General features: G+C 70.5%; 19 protein-coding genes and 1 pseudogene. 14 read left to right on the top strand and 6 right to left on the bottom strand.

The features are described from left to right. Positions 1-130: 130 nt before the first annotated feature. Positions 131-1,573 (top strand): adenylosuccinate lyase, encoded by a 1,443-nt coding sequence (purB, locus tag OG972_RS34860; RefSeq protein WP_266988384.1) that lies wholly within the window; start codon positions 131-133, stop codon positions 1,571-1,573. A gap of 19 nt (positions 1,574-1,592) precedes the next feature. Continuing rightward, positions 1,593-2,150, top strand: coding sequence for a G/U mismatch-specific DNA glycosylase (gene mug, locus OG972_RS34855; RefSeq protein ID WP_266988382.1), 558 nt, complete (start codon positions 1,593-1,595; stop codon positions 2,148-2,150). Between the two features lie 294 nt (positions 2,151-2,444). Here mug and OG972_RS34850 read toward each other — a convergent pair whose 3' ends face one another. Further along, positions 2,445-3,182, bottom strand: coding sequence for an ABC transporter permease (locus tag OG972_RS34850; protein ID WP_266988380.1), 738 nt, complete (start codon positions 3,180-3,182; stop codon positions 2,445-2,447). A 2-nt stretch (positions 3,183-3,184) separates the two neighbouring features. Then, positions 3,185-4,123, bottom strand: coding sequence for an ABC transporter ATP-binding protein (locus OG972_RS34845; RefSeq protein ID WP_266988378.1), 939 nt, complete (start codon positions 4,121-4,123; stop codon positions 3,185-3,187). Positions 4,124-4,230: 107 nt separating this feature from the next. Between OG972_RS34845 and OG972_RS34840 the strand changes: the two genes are divergently transcribed. From OG972_RS34840 to OG972_RS34830, 3 genes are all read left to right on the top strand, one after another. Next, the gene (locus OG972_RS34840) at positions 4,231-5,403 is read left to right on the top strand and encodes a sensor histidine kinase (protein ID WP_266988376.1); all 1,173 of its coding nucleotides are present in this window, start codon (positions 4,231-4,233) and stop codon (positions 5,401-5,403) included. Positions 5,404-5,407: 4 nt separating this feature from the next. Beyond that, positions 5,408-6,058, top strand: coding sequence for a response regulator transcription factor (locus tag OG972_RS34835; protein ID WP_266988374.1), 651 nt, complete (start codon positions 5,408-5,410; stop codon positions 6,056-6,058). A 100-nt stretch (positions 6,059-6,158) separates the two neighbouring features. Next, entirely contained in the window at positions 6,159-7,316 is a 1,158-nt protein-coding gene (locus tag OG972_RS34830; RefSeq protein WP_266988372.1) for an ROK family protein, read from the top strand. Between the two features lie 48 nt (positions 7,317-7,364). Here OG972_RS34830 and OG972_RS34825 read toward each other — a convergent pair whose 3' ends face one another. Continuing rightward, positions 7,365-8,129, bottom strand: coding sequence for a GntR family transcriptional regulator (locus tag OG972_RS34825; protein WP_266988370.1), 765 nt, complete (start codon positions 8,127-8,129; stop codon positions 7,365-7,367). A 250-nt stretch (positions 8,130-8,379) separates the two neighbouring features. Then, positions 8,380-9,264 carry an RNA polymerase sigma-70 factor gene (locus tag OG972_RS34820; protein ID WP_266988368.1) on the bottom strand — a complete coding sequence of 295 codons (885 nt, stop codon included), beginning with the start codon at positions 9,262-9,264 and terminating at the stop codon, positions 8,380-8,382. A gap of 166 nt (positions 9,265-9,430) precedes the next feature. Here OG972_RS34820 and OG972_RS34815 point away from each other — a divergent pair, with 166 nt between their 5' ends. Beyond that, a complete protein-coding gene (locus tag OG972_RS34815; protein WP_266990892.1) occupies positions 9,431-10,261 on the top strand; it encodes an alpha/beta fold hydrolase in 831 nt (276 codons plus the stop codon). 93 nt (positions 10,262-10,354) lie between these two features. Here OG972_RS34815 and OG972_RS34810 read toward each other — a convergent pair. Then, positions 10,355-11,200, bottom strand: a pseudogene (locus OG972_RS34810) (EamA family transporter); the annotation flags it as partial. A 47-nt stretch (positions 11,201-11,247) separates the two neighbouring features. Between OG972_RS34810 and OG972_RS34805 the strand changes: the two are divergent. The 5 genes from OG972_RS34805 to OG972_RS34785 all read left to right on the top strand — a co-directional run bounded on the left by OG972_RS34805 (position 11,248) and on the right by OG972_RS34785 (position 20,244). Beyond that, complete coding sequence (locus tag OG972_RS34805) at positions 11,248-12,741, top strand: PLP-dependent aminotransferase family protein (RefSeq protein ID WP_266988366.1); 1,494 nt, start codon at positions 11,248-11,250, stop codon at positions 12,739-12,741. Positions 12,742-12,831: 90 nt separating this feature from the next. Beyond that, complete coding sequence (locus tag OG972_RS34800) at positions 12,832-14,412, top strand: alkaline phosphatase (protein WP_266988365.1); 1,581 nt, start codon at positions 12,832-12,834, stop codon at positions 14,410-14,412. An 87-nt stretch (positions 14,413-14,499) separates the two neighbouring features. Next, positions 14,500-15,873 carry an SWIM zinc finger family protein gene (locus OG972_RS34795; RefSeq protein WP_266988363.1) on the top strand — a complete coding sequence of 458 codons (1,374 nt, stop codon included), beginning with the start codon at positions 14,500-14,502 and terminating at the stop codon, positions 15,871-15,873. After that, complete coding sequence (locus OG972_RS34790) at positions 15,870-18,569, top strand: DUF6493 family protein (RefSeq protein WP_266988361.1); 2,700 nt, start codon at positions 15,870-15,872, stop codon at positions 18,567-18,569. The genes OG972_RS34795 and OG972_RS34790 overlap by 4 nt, the downstream gene beginning before the upstream one ends. Positions 18,570-18,813: 244 nt before the next feature. Further along, positions 18,814-20,244, top strand: a complete 1,431-nt coding sequence (locus tag OG972_RS34785; protein WP_266990891.1) for a GNAT family N-acetyltransferase — start codon at positions 18,814-18,816, stop codon at positions 20,242-20,244. Here the strand turns inward: OG972_RS34785 and OG972_RS34780 are convergent. Then, complete coding sequence (locus OG972_RS34780; RefSeq protein ID WP_266988359.1) at positions 20,180-21,391, bottom strand: PLP-dependent aspartate aminotransferase family protein; 1,212 nt, start codon at positions 21,389-21,391, stop codon at positions 20,180-20,182. The two genes, OG972_RS34785 and OG972_RS34780, sit on opposite strands and share 65 nt — an antisense overlap. A gap of 59 nt (positions 21,392-21,450) precedes the next feature. On the opposite strand from OG972_RS34780, the gene OG972_RS34775 reads away from it, so the two are divergent. From OG972_RS34775 to OG972_RS34765, 3 genes are all read left to right on the top strand, one after another. Next, positions 21,451-21,957: an Lrp/AsnC family transcriptional regulator gene (locus tag OG972_RS34775; RefSeq protein ID WP_266988357.1), complete on the top strand. Its 507-nt coding sequence runs from the start codon at positions 21,451-21,453 to the stop codon at positions 21,955-21,957. Positions 21,958-22,078: 121 nt separating this feature from the next. Further along, on the top strand, positions 22,079-23,764 hold the full coding sequence (locus OG972_RS34770) for a DUF885 domain-containing protein (RefSeq protein WP_266988355.1): 1,686 nt from the start codon (positions 22,079-22,081) through the stop codon (positions 23,762-23,764). Positions 23,765-23,858: 94 nt separating this feature from the next. After that, positions 23,859-24,767: an ATP-grasp domain-containing protein gene (locus tag OG972_RS34765; RefSeq protein WP_266988353.1), complete on the top strand. Its 909-nt coding sequence runs from the start codon at positions 23,859-23,861 to the stop codon at positions 24,765-24,767. The last annotated feature ends 53 nt before the right edge of the window (positions 24,768-24,820 follow it).

Below are 24,820 nucleotides of genomic sequence, written 5' to 3'. Positions count from 1 at the left end.
CGGCGACCGCCCCGGCCCCTCGGCCCGACCGCTGCGAGGCGCCCCTGTCGCACGAACGGCCCTGTTTGTCGTAAGCCACAAACCCGACCACGGCGCTGGCCTGCAGAAACCACCAGTAGAATCTGGACACGTGACTGCTGTGTCTGCGAAGCCTCGCATCCCCAATGTCCTGGCCGGCCGCTATGCCTCCACGGAGCTGGCCGTCCTCTGGTCCCCCGAGCAGAAGGTGAAGCTGGAGCGCCAGCTCTGGCTGGCGGTGCTGCGCGCTCAGAAGGACCTCGGGATCGAGGTACCCGACGCCGCCCTCGCCGATTACGAGCGTGTCCTCGACCAGGTCGACCTCGCCTCCATCGCGGAACGCGAGAAGGTCACCCGGCACGACGTCAAGGCACGGATCGAAGAGTTCAACGCTCTCGCCGGGCACGAGCAGGTCCACAAGGGCATGACCTCCCGGGACCTCACCGAGAACGTCGAGCAGCTGCAGATCCGGCTCTCACTGGAGCTGATGCGCGACCGCACCGTGGCCGTCCTCGCCCGGCTCGGCAGGCTTGCGGGCGAATACGGCGAGCTGGTCATCGCCGGCCGCTCCCACAATGTCGCCGCCCAGGCGACCACGCTCGGCAAGCGTTTCGCGACCGCGGCGGACGAGCTGCTGGTGGCGTACGGCCGACTGGAGGACCTGCTGGGCCGCTACCCGCTGCGGGGCATCAAGGGACCCGTCGGCACGGCGCAGGACATGCTCGACCTGCTGGGCGGTGACGCCGCCAAGCTCGCCGACCTGGAGCAGCGCATCGCCGGCCACCTCGGCTTCGGACAGGCGTTCACCTCGGTCGGCCAGGTCTACCCCCGCTCGCTCGACTACGACGTCGTGACCGCACTGGTTCAGCTGGCCGCCGCGCCCTCGTCGGTCGCGAAGACGATCCGGCTGATGGCCGGGCACGAGCTGGTGACCGAGGGATTCAAGCCGGGTCAGGTCGGCTCGTCCGCGATGCCGCACAAGATGAACACCCGGTCCTGCGAACGCGTCAACGGACTGATGGTGATCCTGCGCGGCTACGCCTCGATGACGGGCGAGCTGGCGGGCGACCAGTGGAACGAGGGCGACGTGTCCTGCTCCGTGGTCCGCCGCGTGGCGCTGCCGGACGCGTTCTTCGCGTTCGACGGTCTGCTGGAGACCTTCCTCACGGTGCTCGACGAGTTCGGGGCGTTCCCGGCGGTCGTGGCCCGCGAACTGGACCGGTACCTGCCGTTCCTCGCCACGACCAAGGTACTGATGGGTGCGGTACGCGCCGGTGTCGGCCGCGAGGTCGCCCACGAGGCCATCAAGGAGAACGCCGTTGCCGCCGCTCTGGCCATGCGCGAGCAGGGCACGGAGCGCAACGAACTGCTCGACAAGCTCGCCGCCGACGACCGCATCCCGCTCGACCGGGAGCAGCTGGACGCGCTGATGGCCGACAAGCTCTCCTTCACGGGAGCGGCCGGCGACCAGGTCACCGCGCTCGTCGCCCGGATCGAGGAGATCACCAAGCAGCACCCCGAGGCTGCGGGATACACGCCGGGGTCGATCCTCTGACAGTCGGAACCGTCGCCGGATGACCCCCGAAGAGCTCCAGGCCGCCCGCGACCGCATCGTTCCCGATGTGGTCGCCGGCGGTTTGCGTGTGCTGTTCTGCGGAATCAACCCGAGCCTGATGACGGGCGCCACGGGCCACCATTTCGCCCGCCCCGGCAACCGCTTCTGGCCGGTGCTCCACCTGTCCGGCTTCACTCCCCGCCAGTTGAAGCCCTCGGAACAGCGCGAGCTGCTGACCTACGGTCTGGGCATCACCAATGTGGTCGCCCGGGCCACGGCGAGAGCCGACGAACTGGCCGCCGAGGAGTTCCGCGAGGGCGGACTGATCCTCACGGCCAAGGTCGAGCAACTGCGCCCGCAGTGGCTGGCGGTGGTGGGGGTCACCGCCTACCGCACCGCCTTCGGCGAGCGTCGCGCACAGATCGGCCCGCAGGACCGGAGGATCGGCGGTGCCCGGGTCTGGGCCCTGCCCAACCCCAGCGGCCTCAACGCCCACTGGACCGCTCAGAGCATGGCCGAGGAGTACGGGCGCCTCCGCGCGGCAGCTGACTTCACCGCTCCCAGCCATTCGGACTGAGTCGGTCTGCGGAAGCGAGCACCAGAGGTCTGCGAGAGCTCGGGGGATTTGAGGTCAGGGGGCAAGGACTGCAGGGCCGGCGGCCCCGCGTCCTCATGTCGGAGGCTCGCTGCGCACCCCGTCGATGCGGCGGAGGTGACGGCCGGTGGTCATGCCGCCGGTCAACCGCACGGTACCGGCATGAGCCTTGAGGGGATTTCAGCCTCTCTCGCCCATACCCGGCGCAGTTCCCGGCGCCTTCCGCGATCACCTCCCGACGTGCCCCACCACCACCGACCCACGGGAGATCGGTACTCAGGCGTCCCTGCGCCTCATCGCCCACCAGCCGGCGAGCAGCGCGAGGCCTGCCCAGCCGGCCGTGACAGCCAGCCCTGCCCATGGCCCCACACTGCCTTCCGGATTCTGGTGCAGTACCAACTGTCCGGCCCGGTCGGGCAGATAGAGCGCCACGCCGCTCGCGATGTCCCCGACCACGAAGGAAACGATCAGGACGAACGGGATGAGCAGGCTGAGGACGGCGACCGCGCTGCGCAGCAGCACCGTCAGGCCGGCGGCGAACAGGGCCATGAGGGCGAGATATATGCCGCCGCCGAAGGCGGCTCGGAGAGCTCCGGGTTCGCCCAGACCGATCGCGTACTTCCCCATGAACAGCTGGCCCACCAGGAACGCGGTGAAGCTGGTGGCGAGCCCGACCGCCAGGGCGAGCACGCCGATGAGGGTCATCTTCGCCGCGTAGAAGAGGTCACGGCGCGGCACCGCCGCGAGCGATATCCGCAAGGCACCATTCAGATACTCGGAGGAGAGCGCTGTGGCGCCGAAGCTGATGGCAGCGATCTGGCCGAAGTTCAGTGCGTAGAAGGCGCCGAAGACCAGGTCGGTGTCCCCGTTCTCCGCCTCGGCCTGACCAACGGTGGCGAAGGCAAGCAGGGTGACAGCGAGTGTCACCAGGAAGACCGCCATCAAGGAACCGAACACGGACCGTACCGATCTGATCTTGATCCACTCGGAACGGAGCACGTCGGTGGTCGACATGGTCAGGCCTCCTGACGGGTAGCGGGTGACGCTGCTGCGGACGCGAATTCCGTCGCATCGGCTGTGAGATCGAGATAGGCCTGCTCCAAAGTGGCCTGTTCGTCGATGAGTTCAAGAATGGGGATGCCCTCGAAGGCGGCGATGGCGCCGACCTCCTCCGCCCTGGCGCCCTCGACGATCCAGCGCCCGTCGTCGCTCTGTACGAGCTCGTGTCCCTTGCCGGTCAGCACATCGCGGAGCCGCCCCGACTCCGTCGTGCGTACGCGCACGCGCGGGCGGCTGCGGGAGTCGAGGAATTCCTGCATCGGCAGGTCGACAAGGAGCCTGCCCCGCCCGAGGACCACGAGGTGGTCGGCGAACGACGACGTCTCGTTCATCAGGTGGCTGGAGACGAGAACCGTGCGACCCTCGCGGGCCAGCCGTTTCATCAGCTCGCGGATCCAGATGATGCCTTCCGGATCCAGCCCGTTCGACGGTTCGTCCAGCATGACGACGTCCGGGTCGCCGAGCAGAGCAGCCGCTATGCCGAGGCGCTGTCGCATACCCAGCGAGAACGTCTTGATCCGATCGCCGCCGACCCGGCCGAGACCCGCCTCCTCCAGAACCGCCTCGACCCTGCCGGCAGCAAGGCCGTTGCTCGTCGCGAGAGCCAGCAGATGGTTCCGCGCGGTCCGGGAACCGTGGGCGGCCTGGGCATCGAGCAGCGCGCCGACCCGGCGCAGCGGATGGTCGAGTGCGGCGTAGTTCTTCCCGTCGATCGTCGCGGAGCCGCTGGTCGGGCGGTCCAGGCCGAGGACGAGTCGCATGGTGGTGGACTTGCCGGCGCCGTTAGGACCGAGGAAGCCGGTGACCCGGCCGGGTCGCACACTGAACGTGAGGTGGTCAACGGCGCGGGTCGCGCCGTATTCCTTGGTGAGCTCATGGACGTCGATGCTGGTCATGTCCTCAGCCTGGCCGCCGCGCCCGCTCCCGTCCTCCCCCGCCGGAGGGGATCATCTCCCTCGCTCGGGGGAGCCGTCACATTCGCGACGGCTGGCACGATGGCGGCATGCGCCGCCTTCTCCGTCCGCTGACCGAGCCGATCACCTACACCCGCTGGCTGCACATGCTCATTCCGTGCGCGGTCGCCAGCGTGTGGCTGTTCATCTCCATGGACACCCCCTGGGCCCTCATGATCTTTGCCGTGCCCGTGGGGCTGGTCCCCGGAATGCGGCTCGCCGAGGGGGTTCAGGCCCAGCTGTTGCTGATGCCGTCGGACCGCGGCAGACCCGACGCAGCGATCTCCGCGGCTCCGGCGGAAAACTGGGCGGCCCGCTGGCGAACCGTGGTCTGGCTGGAGGTGCGGCTGCTGCTCTCGGTGGTGGCGGGGTTCGCGACGGTGTGGTTGTCCGCCACGGCAGTTGACCTCGTCCTCACCGCGTCGGGTTCGGGCCCGAGCGACGACTGGCTGATCCGCGGGGTGGAGCCGCACTGGTGGTACGCGTTGATTGCACCCGTGCCTCTTCTCCTGCTGCTCGCAGTTGTCGTGATATGCGGCGAGGTGATCACGGCGGCGGCGCGGCGGCTGCTCGGTCCGTCACCGGTGGAGCGGTTGACCGCGCTGGAGGAGCGCACCGAGCAGTTGCTGGAGCGCAATCGCATTGCGCGCGAGCTGCACGACTCGATCGGGCACGCCCTGACCGTGGCGGTCGTCCAGGCGGGTGCGGCGCGGGCGACGAACGATCCGGCGTTCACCGAGCGGGCACTGGCCGCTATCGAGGAGACGGGTCGGGCGGCACTGGACGATCTGGAGCGGGTGCTCCGGGTCCTGCGGGAGTCGGAAGCACCGGTGGGACAGCGGCCGACACTCGCCGAGGCGGACCGGCTGCTGGACTCGGCGCGCGGTTCGGGGGCGAAGGTCGACACCGAGGTCTCCGGTCCGGTGGAGCTGGTGCCGGGACCGGTGTCCCGCGAGGGGTACCGGATCCTGCAGGAGTCACTCACCAATGTGCTGCGTCACTCCGGGTCCGTCCCCGTGCGGGTGAGGATCACCGTCGCGGACGGCTGGCTGGAGCTCGAGGTGACCAATCCGCTCACCGGGTCGATAGGTACGCCGGGCGGCGGCAGCGGACTGCGGGGCATACGTGAGCGGGCCGCGCTCCTGGGCGGAAAGGCCAAGACCGGTCCGTACGACGGCGAGTGGAGGGTGCACGCGAGCCTCCCGCTGGACGGCCTACGCTGACCGGATGCCGGTTACCGTTCTTCTGGTCGACGACGAACCCCTCGTGCGCGCAGGACTGCGTGCGGTGCTTGAGGCCCAGCCCGATATCGAGGTGGTGGGCGAAGCCGCCGACGGTGCCGCAGTGATCCCGCTGCTGCGCCGACTGCGCCCCGATGTGGTGGCGATGGACGTGCGCATGCCCTTGATGGACGGCATCGAGGCAACCCGGGTGGTGCTGCGCACGGTGCCGGATCCGCCGAAGATCCTGGTGGTGACGACGTTCGAGAACGACGAGTACGTGTACGAGGCGCTGCGCGCCGGGGCGGACGGTTTTCTGCTCAAGCGGGCCAGGCCCTCGGAGATCGTGCATGCGGTGCGTCTGGTCGCCGAGGGCGAGTCGTTGCTCTTCCCGGCCGCGGTCCGGCAGCTTGCCGCCGAGTACGGGACGAGCAAGGCCAAGGCGGCCATGGAGAGCGCGGCGCTCACCGAGCGGGAGGGGGCGGTGCTCCGTCTGATGGCCCGGGGACTGTCCAATGCGGAGATCGCCGCCAAGCTGGTGGTCGGTGTCGAGACGGTGAAGACCCATGTCAGCGCCGTACTGGCCAAGTTGGGGGCCAGGGACCGGACGCAGGCGGTGATCGCCGCGTACGAGTCGGGGTTCGTGGCTCCGGGCTGACGCCGACGGCGCCCGGATCCCTGTTCCGGGTCACGGTCGCTCCGTTTCCGGGCAGCGAGTACGATCCGCCTGACATGCTCGCGAGCTGGGAGGACACACCGTGGGCCGGTTGACCGGTGGGGACCCGTCGCTGTTGCGTCGGATCAATTCCGCGGTGGTACTTCACGCCCTCAGGGGCGCCCACTCCCCCACGCTCACGGACCTGACTCGTATCACGGGTCTGTCCCGGCCAACGGTCGAGGGCGTCGTCGAGGGGCTTTTCGAGGCCGGTCTGGTCGTCGAATCGGCGCCCGACGAGGGTGAGGCCCGACGTCAGGGCAGGCCGGCCCGCAGGTTCCGGTTCCGCGCCGAGGCGGGACATCTGCTCGGCATCGAGATCGGCCCGCACCGCGTCTCCGCACTTCTGTCGGGGCTTGACGGAAGGATCATCGGCGCCGGTTCGCGCGAGGTGTCGGAGACGGCTTCCGCGGACGACCGGCTCGACCGGGTGCGGGCCGTCGTCGCCGATCTGCTGCGGCGCTCGGGGGTGGCCCGGAGCAGTCTGCGTGCGGTCGGGGTGGGCAGTCCGGGGATCGTGGAGGCCGACGGGACCGTACGCCTGGGCACCGCGCTGCCGGACTGGACCGGTCTCGCGCTCGGTGAGCGGCTGCGGCGCTCCTTCCGCTGTCCGGTGCTCGTGGAGAACGACGCCAACGCCGCGGCGGTGGCCGAGCACTGGAAGGGTGCCGCGACCGAGTCGGACGACATCGTGTTCGTCCTGGCGGGGCTGAGCCCGGGGGCCGGTTCGCTGATCGGCGGACGGCTGCATCGTGGTTACGGCGGTGCAGCGGGCGAGATCGGCGCACTCCATCTGCTCGGCCGCGAGGTCACACCGGAGAAGCTGCTGTCGACGACGGACACCCCACTGGATCCGCTGGACGAGCAGGCGGTCGCCGCGGTGTTCACGGAGGCCCGGCACGGCGATGTGCGGGCTCAGGCTGCGGTGGAGCGGTTCATCCAGCGGCTGGTGCACGATGTGGCGGCGCTGGTGCTGGCGCTCGACCCGGAGCTGGTGGTCATCGGCGGCTGGGCCGCGGGACTGGACGGCGTGCTGGATCCGCTCCGCGGTGAACTGGCCCGGTACTGTCTCCGGCCGCCGCGGGTCGCACTGTCGCTGCTGGGCGAGGCGGCCGTGGCCACGGGCGCCCTGCGGCTGGCGCTCGACCATGTCGAGGAGCAGCTCTTCGCCGTGGAGGGATCGGTGACGGCCCGCCGCTGAGCGCGACGGGCCGTGCGTTTCGTTCGAAGCCGGCGGGACCGGCCGGGTTCACGACGCGTGGCGCTCCTGGCCGGGGTGGCTGATCTCCAGATCGCCGGAGTCACCGAAGGTGAGTCGGCACGTGTCGGCCCGGTAGGTGGCGACGGAGACCGCAGCCGTGCCGCCTGCCGCGAGGTAACGGGTGGTGACGACGAGGACCGGTGCGCCGGGGAGCCGGTCGAGTTCCTTGGCGTCGTCCGCTCGCGCGGAGCCGAGCTCCACCGAACGGTCCTGGCCGTCGAGGCCGAGACGGTGCAGTTCCCGCACGACGCTGCGGGCGCGGGCGGCACCCGACGAGGTCTCGATCGCGGACAGTTCGGGCACGGAAGCCGACGGCACGTACAGCAATTCCGCAGCGACCGGCTGCCCCTGAGTGACCCGGATCCGGCGAACGATGTGCACCGGCTCGTCGCTCTCCACGTCGAGCATGGCGAGGACCGGGGCGGGCGCCGTCGCGGTCGTGCAGCCAATGGGCTGCCAGGCCTCGTCGGCGCCGCCCGTCCAGTCGTGCTGCGCGGTCGAGACGGCGACGCCCACGCGCGGCGGGGCGACAGTGGTCCCCACACCGCGGCGGCGCTGCAGCCTGCCTTCGAGTTCGAGCTGCTCCAGAGCCTGTCGGAGCGTTGCCCGGGCGACCCCGAACCTGGCTGCGAGCTCGCGCTCGTTGGGCAGGATCTCTCCCACCGCAAAGTCCGAGTCGAGTGCCTCACTGAGGACGGTCTTGAGGTGCCAGTACTTCGGCTCCTGCACCGATTCCAGCTGCGTGGTCCCCACCCTGTCCTCCGCAATCACCCAGCGTCTTTTTCCGCGACGTTATTTATTAAAGGTTCCTGTCTTAACGTTGAGACCATAGGGCGGCACACCACCTTGGTCAAGACCAATCCTCGTTCCGTCACGCTGCGAATCGACTCCCTGCCGCAGAGCGTTCACAGGACGTTCGTGGTGCCGTGCGGCGCGCGCAGCACAAAGCCCCACGCCCGGAGGGTCCGTGGGGCTTCGGCCAGACAGGGCGCCTGACGGGCGGCTATTCGACGGCCAGATTGGCAAGCTTGTCAGGGTTGCGGACGATATATACGCATTGGATAACACCGTCCCTTACATCGATCTGGAAGACGGCATCAGGCTTTCCGCCGGAAAGCGCCACCAGAGCGGGGCCACCGTTGAGCTCCATGACCCGGATCTCGAAGCCGGCAGGCTGATCCTGCGCGACGGCCAGGAGGAAGCGACCGACCTTGTCCTGGCTCTCGATGATCCGCAGCGGCGCCTTGGACTTTCCGCCGCTGTCGCCGACCAGACGCACATCGGGGGCGAGGAGCATCAGCAGCTCCTCGATGTCGCCGCCCGCCGCCGCGGCGAGAAACCGTTCGGTGAGGTCACGGCGCTGGACAGGGTCGACGTCGTAACGCGGCTTGCGCTCCTCCACGTGCCGCCGCGCACGCCCGGCAAGCTGGCGCACCGCGGCCTCGGTCCTGTCGAGCGTCGTGGCGATCTCCCCGTACGGGAAGCCGAAGGCCTCACGCAGGACGAAGACGGCGCGCTCCAGCGGGGAGAGCGATTCGAGGACGACCAGAACGGCGACGGAAACGGAGTCTGCGAGGACGGCCTGCTCGGCAGTGTCGGGCACGGCAGGGCCGAAGTCGGTGACAAGCGGTTCGGGCAGCCATGGCCCGACGTAGGCCTCGCGCCGGATCTGCAGCTGTCGCAGCCGGTCGATGGCGAGGCGGGTGGTGGTCCGCATGAGAAACGCACGCGGCTCCCGTACGTCGTCGCGTGGCGCGGCCGACCAACGCAGCCACGCCTCCTGCACCACGTCTTCGGCGTCGGCGATCCGGCCGAGCATGCGGTAGGCGACCCCGGTCAGTACAGGGCGGTGTTCTTCGAAGACGTCGGTAACGATGTCGGCTGTCACCGTCCCATCCCAGCCGACGCTCCGGGCCGTGTCCAGCACAAATCACCCGACCCCTTGAACTGCGGGCTACTGAACGGTAATTGTTATTGACGGGACGTCTAAGTCCCTTTGCGCAGGGCTGCTTCAGCAAGGCGCATTCGTGCCGGACACCCCCGGGAGCAACAGCATGGCCACCTCGGTCTCGTTCACCGTCGACTCACCCGGAGGACCGCGGACCGTGTCCGTGGCGTACGAGCGCACCGGTTCCGGGGAGCCGTTGTTGCTGCTCCACGGCATCGGCCACCATCGTCAGGCCTGGGATCCGGTGCTGCCGGTGCTGGCACCGGAGCGGGATGTCATAGCCATTGACCTGCCCGGTTTCGGCGTCTCCGCGGCGCTCCCGGACGGCGTTCCGTACGACCTGGCGAGCGTGGTCCCGGTGCTCGGCTCCTTCTGTGAGGCGCTCGGCCTGGACCGGCCTCATGTCGCAGGGAATTCGCTCGGTGGACTGCTGGCCCTGGAGCTGGGACGCGAGAAGCTCGTACGGTCGGTGACGGCGCTGTCGCCCGCCGGCTTCTGGACGGAGAGCGAGCGGCTCTACGCCTTCGGCACTCTGCGGGCGATGCGGCAGGGAGCACTGGCTCTGCCTATGCCGTTGATCGAACGGCTCTCGCGCAGCGCTGCCGGGCGTGCGGCGCTGACGAGCACCATCTACGCGAGGCCCGGGCGCCGTTCACCCGAGGCCGTCGTCTCGGAGACTGTCGCCCTGCGCGAAGCGACGGGATTCCACGAGACTCTCGCGGTCGGACGCAATGTCGCCTTCACCGAGGATGTGCCGGGGCTGCCCGTGACCATCGCCTGGGGCAGCCGCGACCGGCTGCTGCTGCGCCGGCAGGGGGTCAGGGCCAAGCACGCCATACCCGGTGCCAGGCTGGTACGTCTGCCCGGCTGCGGTCATGTGCCGATGAACGACGATCCCGCGCTCGTGGCGCGCGTCATCCTCGACACCAGTCGCTGAACGGGTACCGGTCGCGGAGTCGGCACCGGCCCTCGAACCGGAGGATCCCTTCGGCCTGCTGCGCCGTAGGACACCTGAACCGAGCGCCACTCCGCAACCCACCAGCAGACTCCCGCCGGCCTGCGCGATCCCGTACGAACCGGTGCCGACAAGCGGCGCGGTGAGTGCCGCCGAGACCGGGATCAGCCCGGAGAAGAGCGTGGCGCGTTCGGCGCCGATGCGCTCCATGCCCATGTACCAGCAGACGAACCCGACGACCGTGACCACGACTGCCTGCCACAGGAGCGCCGCCGTCTCCGCGGGTGTGGGCATCCGCAGAAATCCGCTGCCGTCGAGCAGGACACCGAGCAGTGCCGACTCGGCGGCAGCGATGGCGCAGACAACGGCCGACAGCAGTTTCGGCCCGAGCGGGCGCAGCACCGGTACGGCCAGGACAGCGAAGCCGACCTCGCCCGCGAGCGCGCCGACCGAGCAGAGGAAGCCCGCCACGTCGGTCCGGCCCCAGCCCTGGACCGTGAACGCCCCGGCGGCGACCAGCGCGGCCGCGCACAGGACGGTGCGGGTCGGACGACGCCCGTCCAGCAGCGGGACGAGGACGGCGACAAGGATCGGGGCACAGCCGACGAACACGCCCGGAACAGCGGGTTCCGCTGACCGCTCGGCGGCCAGGACCGCCAGGTTGAAGCCGACCATGCCGACGGCTGCGAGCAGCGCGAGCCGGGTCCACCGGCGGCGGGTGAGTGTACGGAGAGGAGCGAGGCCGGAGCGCACCCCGCCGCCGAGAAGCGGCAGGAGCAACAGCGCGGCAAGGCTGTAGCGCAGCGCCTGACCGCCCGCGTACGGATAGTCGCCGAGAACACTATTGGCGGTGAAGGAGGCGCCCACGAGGACGCAGGCGATGGCCGCGAGCAGCGCCCCGCGTGCGGAAGTCACGTTCATGGAGCCGACGCTAGGCAGCGAGGCGGTCCGGATTAAGGTCCACTTTCATGACGTCTTCGGGGACCAATCCGCCGTGGGACGGCGCGCAGCGGAGCGCGTCCGTATCCGCTGCCTGGGAGTTGCTGCTTCCGGCCGCGGCCGCCCCGGCCCGGGGGCGCGGGCGTGCGCTTCAGGAGGCGCTGCGCGAGGCGATCCGCTCCGGGCGCCTGGTTCCGGGGACCCGGCTGCCGTCCAGCCGCGAACTGGCCGCGGATCTGCGGGTGTCCCGTGGTCTGGTGACCGAGGCGTACGAGCAGCTCACCGCCGAGGGTTATGTGCGCAGCGGTCGGGGCGCGGGCACCTGGGTGAGCGGTGCCGTCCGCGGCGCTGTGCGCGAGGCGCACGATCTCGCTCCGCGCGCCCCTGGTTCCTCGGTGGACTTCCGGCCCGGTACGCCGGATCTCTCGCTGTTTCCGCGCAGCGCCTGGGCCACCGCCCATCGCGCGGTGCTGGGCCGGCTGCCGCACAGCTCGCTCGGCTACCCCGATCCGCGTGGACTGCCCGAGCTGCGGGAGGCCTTGGCCTCGCTGCTGGCCAGGCGACGCGGCGTGGTCGCCGATCCGGAGCGCCTGGTGGTGTGCTCCGGCGTGGCCCAGGCGACGACGCTGCTCGGGTTTGTTCTGCACGGGCGCGGCTTGCGGACCGTCGGCGTCGAGGATCCCGGAAGCCCGGAGCATGCCTCTCTGTTCGCTTCGACGGGGCTGACAACCGTCCCGCTGCCGCTGGACGAGGAAGGTCTGGCGCCCGCGTCGCTCACGCACTCCGGCGTGCGCGCCGTGGTGACCACGCCCGCGCACCAGTTCCCCACCGGAATCGCCTACTCCGCCACGCGTCGCCGCGCACTGCTCGACTGGGCGCGAACCACGGACGGGCTGATCGTCGAGGACGACTACGACGGTGACTTCCGCTACGACCGGGCGCCGGTCGGTGCGCTGCAGGGTCTGGACCCAGAGCATGTCGCGTACACCGGCTCGGTGAGCAAGTCGCTGGCACCGGGGCTGCGGCTGGGCTGGCTGCTCGCACCTGCGACGATGACGGACGACATCGTGGCCCGTAAACGCACGATGGATCTGGGCAATCCGGCCGTCGACCAGGCGGTGCTGGCCGACTTCGTCACCCGGGGCGGGTACGACCGGCAGCTGCGCCGCTGCCAGCGCGCCTACCGCGAGCGGCGCGACGCTCTGACCGCGGCGCTGGCGGAACACTTCCCCGGCACCGCGGTCAGCGGGATCGCCGCCGGTCTTCATATCATCGCCCGCCTGCCCGAACAGTACGGTCCCGAGACGGTGTTCCTTCAGCGCGCTGCCGGTCGCGGCATTGCGCTGCGGCCGCTCAGTGACTGCGACACCACGCGCCGTGCGGACCGTACGGTGAACCTGGTTCTCGGCTATGCGCATCTGGCACCCCCGGACATCGCGCGCGGCGTACGGCTGCTGGCGCAGGCCCAACGGGACACGCGCGGACGGGACATCGACGGGAGCCGGGACCCGGTGTTCATCTGAGGTTGGTGTGCCCGCCGCCGACGGGCACAAAGGTGGGGCCGGTCGACCGGCCACCCGTACCTCTGTCCCGCTGCCCCCGGAGGCACCTCGATGTCGTACCGTCCGCGTATCCCTTCGCCCGACCGCCGCACCGTGCTGCGCGGTTCGCTCGCGGCTTCGGCCGCGCTCACCCTTCCCCTGGCGGGAGCGGCGGCCCCCGCCTTCGCCCTGTCCGGCCGTCCGCGCGCGGGCTGGGGCGTACAGGTGGGTGATGTCACGGCGTCGTCCGCCCTGGTGTGGGTGCGTGCGGACCGGCCGGCCCGGATGATCGTGGAGACGTCGGCGACGGAGTCGTTCCGGCGGGCCCGTACCTGGTACGGGCCGCTCGTCGGTCCGGGTACGGACTTCACCGGGACGACGCCGCTGTACGGGCTTCCGGCGGGCGAGCAGGTGCACTACCGGGTGACGCTCGCGGACCCGGACGATCCGCGCCGGACCGGTGAGCCGGTGTACGGAACGTTTCGTACCGCGCCTGCCCGGCGCCGGGACGGGGTGCGCTTCCTGTGGTCCGGCGACATCGCGGGACAGGGCTGGGGCATCAACCCGGACATCGGCGGGTACCTGGTCTATGACGAGATGCGCCGCCTCGACCCGGACTTCTTCCTCTGCAGCGGCGACAACATCTACGCGGACGGTGTGATCGAGCCGAGCGTGACGCTGCCCGACGGCAGGGTCTGGCGGAACATCACCACCGAGGAGAAGGCGAAGGTCGCCGAGACGCTCGCCGAGTACCGCGGGAACTTCCGCTACAACCTCCTTGACGACAACCTGAAGAAGTTCAACGCGCAGGTGCCGTCGATCATCCAGTGGGACGACCACGAGGTACGCAACAACTGGTATCCCGGGCAGATCCTGGACGACGCCCGATACACCGAGAAGAACGTGAATGTGCTGGCAGCGCGCTCGATGCAGGCATTCCGCGAGTACTTCCCGGTGTCCACGCTGCACGCATCGTCCGGCGACGGCCGGGTGCACCGGGTAGTGCGCCACGGGCCGCTGCTCGATGTGTTCGTTCTCGACATGCGGTCGTTCCGGAACGCCAACTCTCCCGGACGGCAGCCCGACGACACCACGGGCATCCTCGGCGCCGAGCAGCTCCGCTGGCTCAAGCGCGAGCTGTCGCGGTCCCGCGCAGTGTGGAAGGTGATCGCCGCAGACATGCCACTGGGACTGGTCGTCACGGACGGTGCGACGAACTTCGAGGCGGTGGCGCAGGGCGACCCCGGTGCCCCGCTCGGCCGTGAGCTGCAGATCGCCGAGCTGCTGCGATTCATCAAGCACCGCCGGATCACCGGCACGGTCTGGCTGACCGCCGACGTGCACTACACATCGGCACAGCACTACGCCCCCGAGCGCGCGGCGTTCAAGGACTTCGCACCGTTCTGGGAGTTCGTATCGGGTCCGTTGGCCGCCGGAGGATTCCCCGCCAACGCACTCGACAACACCTTCGGCCCCGACCAGGTCTTCCTGCGTGCGCCCGACCGGGCGAACGTGTCGCCGATGGAGTCGCCGCAGTTCTTCGGCGAGGTCGACATCGACGGGGACAGCGGCGAGTTGACGGTGCGGCTGCGGGCGCAGGGCGGTTCGGTGCTGTTCACCACGGTGCTGCAGCCGGGGCGTGTCGGACAGTGAGCGGACGCCCGTAACCGACGTCGGACGAGGCCCCGGACAGACAGCCGTCCGGGGCCGATTGTCAGTGGTGGGTTCTACGGTTTTTGCATGACCCGATCCGTACAGGCCCTGGCCTACTCCCGCCCTTCCGTTCTCGAGTCCTCCCAGGCCGGACAGGTGCTCGGCCTGGAGACCGCGGGCGGTCTGACGCCGCGGGGTGCAGAGCCCCATCCCCGGTTCTTCGCCGGCTTTCTCGCCTCGCCGCGGGTCGCCGCCCGCGGGCTGCTGGCCGTGGCGGACGTGGCGTCCGCGCGCTACTACCAGCGGACCCTGCCCTCCTCCCTCGACCCGGTGGTGACGGGAAACGGCGACCGGCTGCGCTTCGAGTCGTTCTCCGGCTGCTGCGGGGTGTATGCGCGCCTCGATGTGCTGCAGGACGGTCTGGACGGCGCGCAGACAGGGCATGGCACAACGAATGTGGATGTCAACAACCCTCTGCGGGAGGCGCTTTCGCGGATAGCGGGAGACGATCCGCTGCATCTCCGGGTCGGTCCGGAGGAGATGGCTGTCACCACGCTGAACGGTCCGGTCGTCGAGAAGAAGGTGCCGCTGCCCGACCGTTGGCTGCGCGGGTTCGCCGAGGCGCAGGTGGTCTCCGCCGGTTTCGACCTGCGGGCGGAGCTGTCCGCGCCGGAGGCGGTCCGGTTCCTGCGCGCGCTGCCGCGCTCGTCGGGAAACGCGTCGCGCGGCGCTCAGTGGGTCGTCCCCACCGGGAAGACCCTGCGGCCGACCACGAGGCCGGTGGCCGGCGCAGTATGCCTGCCCGGGCCCGAGCGGCTGGTGACGCTCCAGCGGGTGCTGCGTCACGCGACGGCGTTGCGGGTGTACGGGCCGGTGGCCGACGGCGCCGCGGCCGCGAGCGCCTGGGAGGTGGTACTGCCGGGAATGCGTCTCACGCTGACGCTGTCGCCCGACGCCTCGCGCGGCTTCTCCGGTGAGGGCGGCGTGCTCGACGCACTGGCCACCGACGATGCCGCGGCCGACGCCGAGCTGGTGTCCGTACTGCTCGCCTGGGAGCCGCGGATCGAACCGACGGACCTCGCCGAGCAGTCGGGGCTGTCGGTGGAGCGGGTGCGGGCCGCCCTCACCCGGTTGGGCACAGCGGGCCGGGTGGGGTACGACCTCGCGGACGCGGCGTACTTCCACCGTGAACTGCCGTACGACGCCGACCGGGCCGAGCGGCACAATCCGCGTCTGGTCGCCGCCCGTCAGCTGGCCGGATCGGGCGCGGTCGCGCTGGACGGGGAGCTGGCTGCCGTCTCCTCGGGGAACCGCCGCTACCAGGTGAGGGAGAAAGACGGAGTGCTGAGCTGTACCTGCCAGTGGTGGGCGGATTACCGGGGGCGGCGGGGCCCCTGCAAGCACGCTCTCGCCGTCCGGATGGCCCGTAGGGACGCACCGGTTGCCGGGGGTGCGCGATGAAGGAGCTGCTCACCGCGGTACGTGAGGGATGCAAGGAAGACGTCCCCGCACTTCTCCTGCCGCTGGACCGGGCGGAACGCCGTTCTGCGCTGGCGGAGTTGAAGACGATGCGCAAGGAGTCGCGGAGCTGGGAATGGCGCGAACGGGACAGGATCCAGAAGGCCCTGCTGATCGCCGGAGCGGGCTGTCACTCCGGAGCCGCCGGCTGCGCCACCTGGATCGGTGGCCGGGAGCTGCGCGACTGGACCCGCTCCCCGTACCCGCTGGTCCTCGACGTGCTCGCGGACCGTGATCCTGCCTGGCTCGGCGACCTCGCCCACCGGCTGGCCGCGCGGCCCACCGCCACTCGGATCGACTACGAGTTCGTCTCCGAACTGGTGAAGAGGGCACAGTGCTCCGTGCCCACCACGGAGGGTTTCGTCGTCGGCTGGGCGGAGAGGGTCTCCACCCTGCAGTGGCGGCGGAAGGGCGCGCCGCCGTTGATCGACATACTGCGTGCGGATCCGCATCTCGCGGTGATGGTGCCACGGCTCTTCGAGACGACGGAGCTGCCCCCGCAGGTCATCTGGTACGGCGATCAGGAACACGAATCCGCGGACAACTGGCCCTCAGCACTGTCCACTTCGGTGGATGAGGGGCTGCTGGGGCGGTCCGTGCTCGTCAACTGCTGCGTGACCCGGTTGCTCCGTGGCGGAAAGCCCGGCGATCTGCGGTTCTTCCTGACCGTGCTGCGCCGGCTCGCGCTGACGGAGCAGGAGGAGGCCGAGCGGGTCGCCGACTGGATCGGGATGGCTGCGGACGGCATCTCGACCGTCGCGGGCCATGCGCAGGATGTGCTGGCCCGGCTGGACGAGCGCGGTGGTCTGTCCGTGCGGGAGCTGGCGGACGTCTCGGGTTCGGTGCTGTTCCGGACGGAGAAGAAGCTCGTCCGGGCCCAGCTCGTGCTGCTCGGCAAGGCACTGCGCCGCGACGCGTCGGCGGCCGAAGAACTGCTGCCGGTCGTCGCCGAGGCATTCGGTCACGAGGACATCGGCATCCAGGAGCGGGCGCTGAAGTTGGTGGCGCGGTACGCACCCCCTGTCGGCGACCCCTTGCGCGAGGAACTCGCCATGTCCGCGGAGCTGTTGGGGCCGGTGCACCGGGCAGCAGCGGCGGAGGTGTTCGGGGATCTGCTGGACGCCCGGCCACCGGCCGAGCCGTACGAGGAGATACTGCCGTCGGTTCCTGCTCCGCGTCGGCTCGAACCTGCGCCGGAGACGACCGCCGAGCTCGTCGAGGAGGTGGTGGCACTGGTGCGATCCGGATCACGGGAACCGGCCACCTTCGAGCGGGCTCTGGACGGACTGGTCCGCCATGCCCACACGGACCGTCCGGCGCTGGCGGATGCGCTGCGCGACGCGCTGGCGGATCGGTGGTGGCTCGACGACACATCGTCCCACGTCGAGCGGACGCTCAGCCTGGACACGGGCATCGAACTCGTCGTGGCCGTACTGCTCGAACGGGTCTCGGTGCGAGCCGTTCACGACGGGCGTGCCGGCTGGACCGGGACCGGCACCTGTGTCCATGCGGCGCTCGACGGAATCCTCCGGGCGCGGCTGTGGGAGGCCGCCTACTCGGTACTGATCGGCAGGTCGCCGTTCCTTCTGGCCACTCCGACATGGCACACCGGCTCGCTGGACCCGGCGGTGCTGGTCGAGCGGCTGCGTACGTATCAGCAGCTCGGGGTCGAACCCGGGGAAGCCGATTTCGCCCAGGCGCTGCTGCGCGTGCGGCGCAGCGGTCGGCGCGAGGCAGCGGAGGCGGCGGATGCGGCCACCCTGCTCGGCACCGCGCAGGGTGACCGGCTGGCTGCCTGGCTCCACGCGGACGAACCGGTCGCACCTGTGCAGCAGCACCATCTGGAGAACGAACAGCCGCCGTCGCGCAGCTGGTTGCAGCGATCGGCTGCCGGGACGCGACGCGTCCTGTTGGCCACCGAGGAAAGTCGGGGCATCCAGCAGGAGTTCCCGCGTTGCTTCCACTGGCTGGGCCGCCCGCACGTCCCGGACGGACACCGGTGCTACCACTGGGGCGAGGAGCCCGGCTCCTGGCTCGCCACCCTGCCCGAGGACGGCGAGACGATGGCCGCCTGGATGCTGCCCGCTGTCGCCACCTGCGCGACCGAGGAGCTACGGGGTGCGGCCTGGCCGCTGCCCCGGCTCGCCGGGCTCGGCGGCCCGGCCGCCGCGGCCATCCATCTGGCCGTGGCGTACGGGCTGGGCGCCCGCCATCCGGAGGACAGGTTGTCGGCGGTCGACGCCCTGCTGGTGCTCGCGGCCCAGGACAGGCTGGACGCGGTGCTGCTCGGCCGGGAGTTGGCGATTCTCGTCGACCGCGAGCTGGTGAAACCCAACCGTGTGGCGGAGTCCGCCCGTACGGCTGCCGCCACCGGCGCATACCGGACGGTGCTCACCGTGCTGACCGCCGCGCTGCCCCCGCTGCTGGCGTACGAGCAGGCCCCGCGCGGGCTGAGCGATCTGCTGTCCGTGGCCGCCGAATGCGCGGAACGCTGCGGCGCGGTGGCGACCGAGCCGATACCCGGGCTGACGGCTCTGGCCGCGCGCGGCGGGTCGTCGCAGCTGGTACGTCATGCGGCACGGCTGCAGGCGGCCTGGGAAAAGGGGTCGGAGACGACGGCCGACGACATCGTGCCGTAACGACCTGGTGCACGAGAGAGAGTGGATCAGGTCGTAAGCAGTGACGGGTCACGCCCCACCGTGACCCGTCCCGTCCCGCCTTCGGAGCACCCAGGCCCGCCGCAAACTCCGCAGCGGCCGCAATCATCCACGACAGCAATCAACGAAAACGGGTGATAGGGGACTAGATCCACACTTAACCCATCAGTCACAAGACGTTCGCGATCAGGCAACACCGCTCCGTCACAGTGAGCTCATGACTGATGTGACATCCGCGAAGAGCGCCCGCCGCCCACACCACTGGCGGCGGGACCTGATCGAGCTGGCCGCCCTGTTCACCGCCGTCGCGGTGGCCGACGCGATCGCCAACATGATCGGGCACCAGCCCGACGGACCGTATCTGCTGATCGCCTCGGCCCTGGCCCTCGTGGCGACGGCCGCGTTCCACACCTGGTGGGCACGGCGGCACAGTCACGCCCCGCCGCCGACCTCCGGCGACCACAGCGTGGGCCTGTCCCACCACACGGTCACCGACAACGCGGCGGCCACCGCTGCCGCCGCACTCGTGACCACGCCCGCCGCCGGTCCGGCCCCGTCCGACGAGGACACGGTGCTGTGGCGGATGCGCACCACGGTCCGGGACGCCCCCGGCAGTCTCGCCGCGCTCTGCATCACGCTCGCCCAGCACCGGATCGACATCCTCACTCTGCAGACGCATCCGCTGGCACAGGGCACGGTCGACGAGTTCCTGCTGCGCGCCCCCGCCTCGCTCCAGGTCCGGCAGCTGAGCCGGGCGATCTCCGCCGCGGGCGGCAGCTCCACCTGGATCGAGCGGGCCGACGCGCACGACCTGGTGGACGCCCCGACGCGGATCCTGGGACTCGCCACCCGCACCGCCCTGGACGCCGCTGAACTCCCGCTCGCGCTGCGCCAGTTGCTCGGTCGCTGCACCATCCACTCGCTGCCTGCCGTCTCGGTCACCGGCCGTGCGACCGGGGAGAGCGCACCGGTCGAAGGGATGCTCGAGGAGACGGTGATGCGACTGCGCGACCCGTCCGGCGGTGCGATCACCATCGAGCGGCCCTATCTGCCGTTCACCCCGACCGAGTTCGCCCGGGCCCGCGCACTGGTGGAGCTCGACGCCCGGCTCGGCCCCCGCGTCCCGCGCAGCGAGCACGTGCTCACGCTCCCCGAGGGCAACGAGATCACCGTCCGCCGCGCGGACCGGAGCGACCTGGCCGCCGCCCGCGCCATGCACGACCGCTGCTCCGAGCAGACACTGCGGCTGCGCTACCACGGTCCGGTCCGCGATGCCGACCGCTACCTGGACCACCTGCTGAGCCCCAGGTTCGGCCGCACCCTGGCCGTCCAGACGGCCTCCGGCCGCCTGGTCGCCCTGGGACACCTCCTCTGGGACGGTGACGAGACCGAGGTGGCCCTCCTCGTCGAGGACGACTGGCAGCGCCGGGGCATCGGCTCGGAGCTCCTCGGCCGCCTGGTGACGCTCGCCGTCGAGGCCGGCTGCGACAGCGTCTACGCCGTCACCCAGGCGTCCAACACCGGCATGGTCGCCGCCATGCGAGCCCTCGAGCTTCCCCTCGACTACCAGATCGAGGAGGGCACGCTCGTCATCACCGCCCGGCTGGAAGCGACTCCGGTACGCTCCCTGCCGTCGTACGAGCAGGCGGGTCGCTGAGCGCCTGACAGAGATCGGCCCACAGGTCCTCGACGTCCTCCAGGCCGACCGACATACGCAGCAGCCGGTCCCCGACCCCGGAAGCCTGCCGGTCTCCCTCATCCACAATGCGGTGGCTGATGGAGGCCGGATGCTGGATCAGGGTGTCCACACTGCCGAGACTCACCGCAGGAGTGATGAGCCGTACGGCGGAGATCACCCGGTGCGGATCCCCGTACACCTCGAAGGAGACCATCGCCCCGCCCACCGCCGGGTAGTGGACCCTGGCGATGCGCGGGTCGGTGGCCAGCCGGCGGGACAGTTCGGCGGCGCTCGCGGAGGCGGCACGCACCCGTACCGGCAGGGTGGACAGACCCCGCAGCAGCAGATATCCGGCCATCGGATGCAGTACCCCGCCGGTGGCGAACCGCACCTGTCGCAGCCGGGCCGCGAACTCCTCGTCGCAGGCGACGACGCCGCCCATCACATCGCCGTGCCCGCCCAGGTACTTGGTGGCGCTGTGCAGAACGATCCGTGCGCCGTGCTCGACGGGCCGCTGGAGGACCGGGGTGGCAAAGGTGTTGTCGACGAGCAGCGGAACCGATCCGCAGGAGTGCGCGAGCGCCCGGATGTCGACCTCTGCGAGCGTCGGGTTGGCCGGTGTCTCGACCACGACCAGACCGGTGTCCGGACGGATCGCCTCCGCGATGCCCGCCGGATCGGTCCAGGTGACTTCGGTGCCCAGCAGGCCGGCACCGAGAAGATGGTCGCTGCAGCCGTACAGCGGGCGGACAGCGATCACATGGCGCAGGCCCATGCTCGCGCGGGCCAGCAGAACCGCGGTGAGCGCCGCCATGCCGCTGGCGAACGACACAGCGCTCTCGGTCCCCTCGAGCCGGGCCAGAGCCGTTTCGAACCGGGCCGTGGTCGGGTTGTCGAGCCGGGCGTAGACGGGCGGCCCGTCGAGCTTGGCGCCGGTGGTGGCGAAGGTGTCGATCCGTTCCGCCTCTCCCCTGGAGTCGTACGAGGGGTAGGTGGTGGACAGATCGATCGGCGGGGCGTGCAGGCCGAGTGCAGCGAGGTCGTCGCGTCCGGCGTGCACGGCTTCGGTGGCCAGCGCCCTGGACCGGGGTGTCGTCGAGGGCCGCATCGAGGCTTCGGTGTCCATGACACCACTCTGAACAGGTGCCGGGCCATGCCGTCGAAACACCGTGCTACGTTCGGCGAATGGCTGATTCCGTCGTTCTGGACCCGGTGGACCTGCACATTCTGCGGCTGCTGCAGAACGATGCCCGGACCACGTACCGCGAGCTCGCCGCCGAGGTCGGGGTCGCACCGTCGACCTGTCTGGACCGGGTGGCCCGGCTGCGCCGCTCAGGCGTGATTCTCGGCCACCGGCTGCGTCTCGACCCGGCCAGGATCGGCCGTGGCCTGGAGGCGCTGCTGTCGGTGCAGGTCCGCCCGCACCGCAGGGAGCTCATCGGCCCGTTCGTCGAGCGGATCAGGGCGTTGCCGGAGTCCCGCGCGCTCTTCCATCTGACCGGCCCCGACGACTATCTGGTCCACGTGGCCGTTGCCGACACCGCGGATCTGCAGCGGCTGGTGCTCGACGAGTTCACCTCGCGGCGCGAAGTGGCCCGGGTGGAGACGCGGCTGATATTCCAGCAGTGGGAGTGCGGGCCGCTGTTGCCGCCGGCCGCCACGGCGCCCGGAAGGACCCCAGAATCCAAATGACCGGTTCCGGCCACCGCGGTCGGTGATCCGCGTCCACGGCGTCGAACCGGAATGAACTGTGTCAGGTCCCTGACGTCTATCGATAGTGACGCGGGCCCCCTGGCCGTACGAAGATGTCCGCATGTCAGACACTTCGAACAGCGCGCTGCCCCGCCAGGTCGCCGACGCCTACGTCGACGCATTCATCGAACTCGACCCGATCTCAGGCACCTACCTCGGTGTAGTGGAAAGCTCCCGCCGTCTTCCCGACTTCTCCCCCGCCGGGCAGGAAGCCCTTGCCGAGCTCGCCCGCGCCACCCTGGTGAAGCTCGACGCCGCCGAGCAGCTCCCGGGCGCGGACAGCGACGCAGAGCGCCGCTGTGGCCGCCTGCTGCGGGAACGGCTGACCGCGGAGATCGCTGTCCATGAGGCCGACGAGAGCCTGCGAGCCGTCTCCAACCTGCACTCGCCGGCGCACAGCGTCCGTGAGGTGCTGACGGTGACGCCGACCGAGACCGATGAGGACTGGGCGGCGATCGTGGAGCGGCTGCTGGCGGTTCCCGGAGCCCTGGAGGGGTACCGCGCCTCGCTCGCGCTCGGCCTGGAGCGGAAGCTGTACGGCGGTCCGCGCGCCACCGCCACCTTCATCGGCCAGCTGACCGAGTGGGTCGGGCAGGACGGAACCGGGTTCTACCAGGGTTTCGTCGCCGCGGGCCCGGACTCGCTGCGCGCGGATCTGGACGACGCCGCCCGCCAGGCCACGGAGGCCACGCAGGCGCTGCGCGACTGGATGCGCGATGTGTACGCCCCCGCGGTCGAGGGTGCGCCCGACACGGTGGGCCGGGAGCGGTACGCCCGCTGGTCGCGTTACTTCAACGGTACCGATCTGGATCTCGACGAAGCATACGCGTACGGCTGGTCCGAGTATCACCGGCTGCTCGGCGAGATGAAGGCCGAGGCCGGGAAGGTGCTGCCCGGGGCCGGTCCCTGGGAGGCGCTGGCCCATCTCGATGTGCACGGCAAGCACATCGAGGGTGTCGACGAGGTCCAGGCCTGGCTGCAGGGCCTGATGGACGAGGCGATCGAAGCCCTCGACGGCACGCACTTCGAACTCGCCGAGCGGGTACGGAAGGTGGAGTCCCGGATCGCACCGCCCGGCGGCGCCGCGGCCCCGTACTACACGGGTCCGTCCGAGGACTTCTCGCGCCCCGGCCGCACCTGGCTGCCCACCATGGGCGAGACCCGCTTCCCGGTGTACGACCTGGTCTCCACCTGGTACCACGAGGGTGTCCCGGGCCACCACCTGCAGATCGCCCAGTGGGCCCATGTCGCCGACAGTCTCTCCCGCTACCAGGCGTCGATCGGCATCGTCAGCGCCAATGCCGAGGGCTGGGCGCTGTATGCGGAGCGGCTCATGGACGAGCTGGGCTTCCTGCCCGACGCCGAGCGCCGTCTCGGCTACCTGGACGCGCAGATGATGCGTGCCTGCCGGGTGATCGTGGACATCGGCATGCACGCGGAGATGGAGATCCCGGCGGACTCCCCCTTCCACCCCGGTGAGCGGTGGACACCCGAGCTGGCGCAGGAGTTCTTCGGCAACCACAGCGGCCGGCCGGCGGACTTCGTGGAGAGCGAGCTGACCCGCTACCTTTCCATGCCGGGGCAGGCCATCGGTTACAAGCTGGGCGAGCGTGCCTGGCTGCTGGGCCGGGAGAACGCCCGCAAGGCGCATGGCGACGCGTTCGACGCGAAGGCCTGGCACATGGCAGCGCTGTCACAGGGGCCGCTGGGTCTGGACGATCTGGTCGACGAGCTGTCGAAGCTCTGATCCGGACGGTTTTCGACACGAAGGCGGTCGGGCCCCGCTCGGTACGGTGGGCCCGGCCACTTCCCCTCTGCTGGAAGAGAGCGGCGCAACGATCATGACAAGGTTCCTGTTCTGCTGCGACCCGCTGCGTTCCACGCGCCCCGACGCACAGTTCGCCGGGGAAGCCGAAACGGTACGGGAGTGCGGCGGCCGGGTCGCGCTGCTGGACCATGACGCACTGCTCGCCGGGGACCTCGGGGCTGCACTCGCCCGGGTGGAGCGCGGCTCCGGACCGTACTGGTACCGGGGCTGGATGATTCCGGCGAGCCGGTACGAGGAGCTGGAGCGGGCGCTCACCGCCCGTGGTTGCTCGCTGATGACGGATGCTTCCGCGTACCGCCGCGCTCATGAACTGCCGGGCTGGTACGGGGTGTTCGCGGGGCTGACACCGCGCAGCGTGTGGCGTCCCGTGGCGGTGAGCGGCAGCGCCTCCGGCGACGAGGCGCCGGCGGCGCTCACGGCGTCGGTGGTCTTGGCGGCGTTGGCCGAACCACTCGGCGCGGGGCCCGGGATCGTGAAGGACTTCGTGAAGTCCCGCAAGCACGAGTGGCACGAGGCCTGCTATGTACCGGAGTTGACGGACCGGGCACACCTCGCCTCGGTCGCCGGACGGTTCTGCGAGCTGCAGGGGGACTCGCTCGCCGGGGGTCTGGTGCTGCGCGCGTACGAACCGTTCGTACCGGGCGGTGAGGCTCGGGTGTGGTGGGTGGACGGCGAGCCGGTGCTGGTCACCGCCCACCCGGACACCCCGGACCGGTTGCCGTCGCCCGCACTCGACCCCGTACGCGACGCGGTGAAACAGCTCGGCTGCCACTGGGTAACGACCGATCTCGCGCTGCGCGACGACGGGGTGTGGCGGGTGGTGGAGGTCGGTGACGGCCAGGTCAGTGGCCTGCCTGCGGGGGTCGACGCCGCGCCTTTGTTCACCGCCCTGATCGGGGAGGGTCCCGGTCGCAGCGCCTGAAGCCGCGCTCGACGTCGATGTCCTGCCCGGTGGTCGGCCCTCCTGCGGTGTCC

Source organism: Streptomyces sp. NBC_01669 (assembly GCF_026339735.1).
Taxonomy (GTDB): domain Bacteria; phylum Actinomycetota; class Actinomycetes; order Streptomycetales; family Streptomycetaceae; genus Streptomyces; species Streptomyces yanii.
The sequence above is the reverse complement of the archived record's forward strand: the minus strand, read 5'-3'. Positions and strand labels throughout refer to the sequence as shown.

Excerpts from the sequence above, each read along its gene's own strand:
- OG972_RS34780 (WP_266988359.1), bottom strand. The coding sequence starts at position 21,391 with ATGGACACCGAAGCCTCGATGCGGCCCTCGACGACACCCCGGTCCAGG.
- OG972_RS34795 (WP_266988363.1), top strand. The coding sequence starts at position 14,500 with ATGACCCGATCCGTACAGGCCCTGGCCTACTCCCGCCCTTCCGTTCTC.
- OG972_RS34850 (WP_266988380.1), bottom strand. The coding sequence starts at position 3,182 with ATGTCGACCACCGACGTGCTCCGTTCCGAGTGGATCAAGATCAGATCG.
- OG972_RS34845 (WP_266988378.1), bottom strand. The coding sequence starts at position 4,123 with ATGACCAGCATCGACGTCCATGAGCTCACCAAGGAATACGGCGCGACC.
- OG972_RS34790 (WP_266988361.1), top strand. The coding sequence starts at position 15,870 with ATGAAGGAGCTGCTCACCGCGGTACGTGAGGGATGCAAGGAAGACGTC.
- OG972_RS34765 (WP_266988353.1), top strand. The coding sequence starts at position 23,859 with ATGACAAGGTTCCTGTTCTGCTGCGACCCGCTGCGTTCCACGCGCCCC.
- OG972_RS34770 (WP_266988355.1), top strand. The coding sequence starts at position 22,079 with ATGTCAGACACTTCGAACAGCGCGCTGCCCCGCCAGGTCGCCGACGCC.
- mug (WP_266988382.1), top strand. The coding sequence starts at position 1,593 with ATGACCCCCGAAGAGCTCCAGGCCGCCCGCGACCGCATCGTTCCCGAT.
- OG972_RS34800 (WP_266988365.1), top strand. The coding sequence starts at position 12,832 with ATGTCGTACCGTCCGCGTATCCCTTCGCCCGACCGCCGCACCGTGCTG.
- OG972_RS34775 (WP_266988357.1), top strand. The coding sequence starts at position 21,451 with ATGGCTGATTCCGTCGTTCTGGACCCGGTGGACCTGCACATTCTGCGG.
- OG972_RS34835 (WP_266988374.1), top strand. The coding sequence starts at position 5,408 with ATGCCGGTTACCGTTCTTCTGGTCGACGACGAACCCCTCGTGCGCGCA.
- OG972_RS34840 (WP_266988376.1), top strand. The coding sequence starts at position 4,231 with ATGCGCCGCCTTCTCCGTCCGCTGACCGAGCCGATCACCTACACCCGC.
- OG972_RS34805 (WP_266988366.1), top strand. The coding sequence starts at position 11,248 with ATGACGTCTTCGGGGACCAATCCGCCGTGGGACGGCGCGCAGCGGAGC.
- OG972_RS34815 (WP_266990892.1), top strand. The coding sequence starts at position 9,431 with ATGGCCACCTCGGTCTCGTTCACCGTCGACTCACCCGGAGGACCGCGG.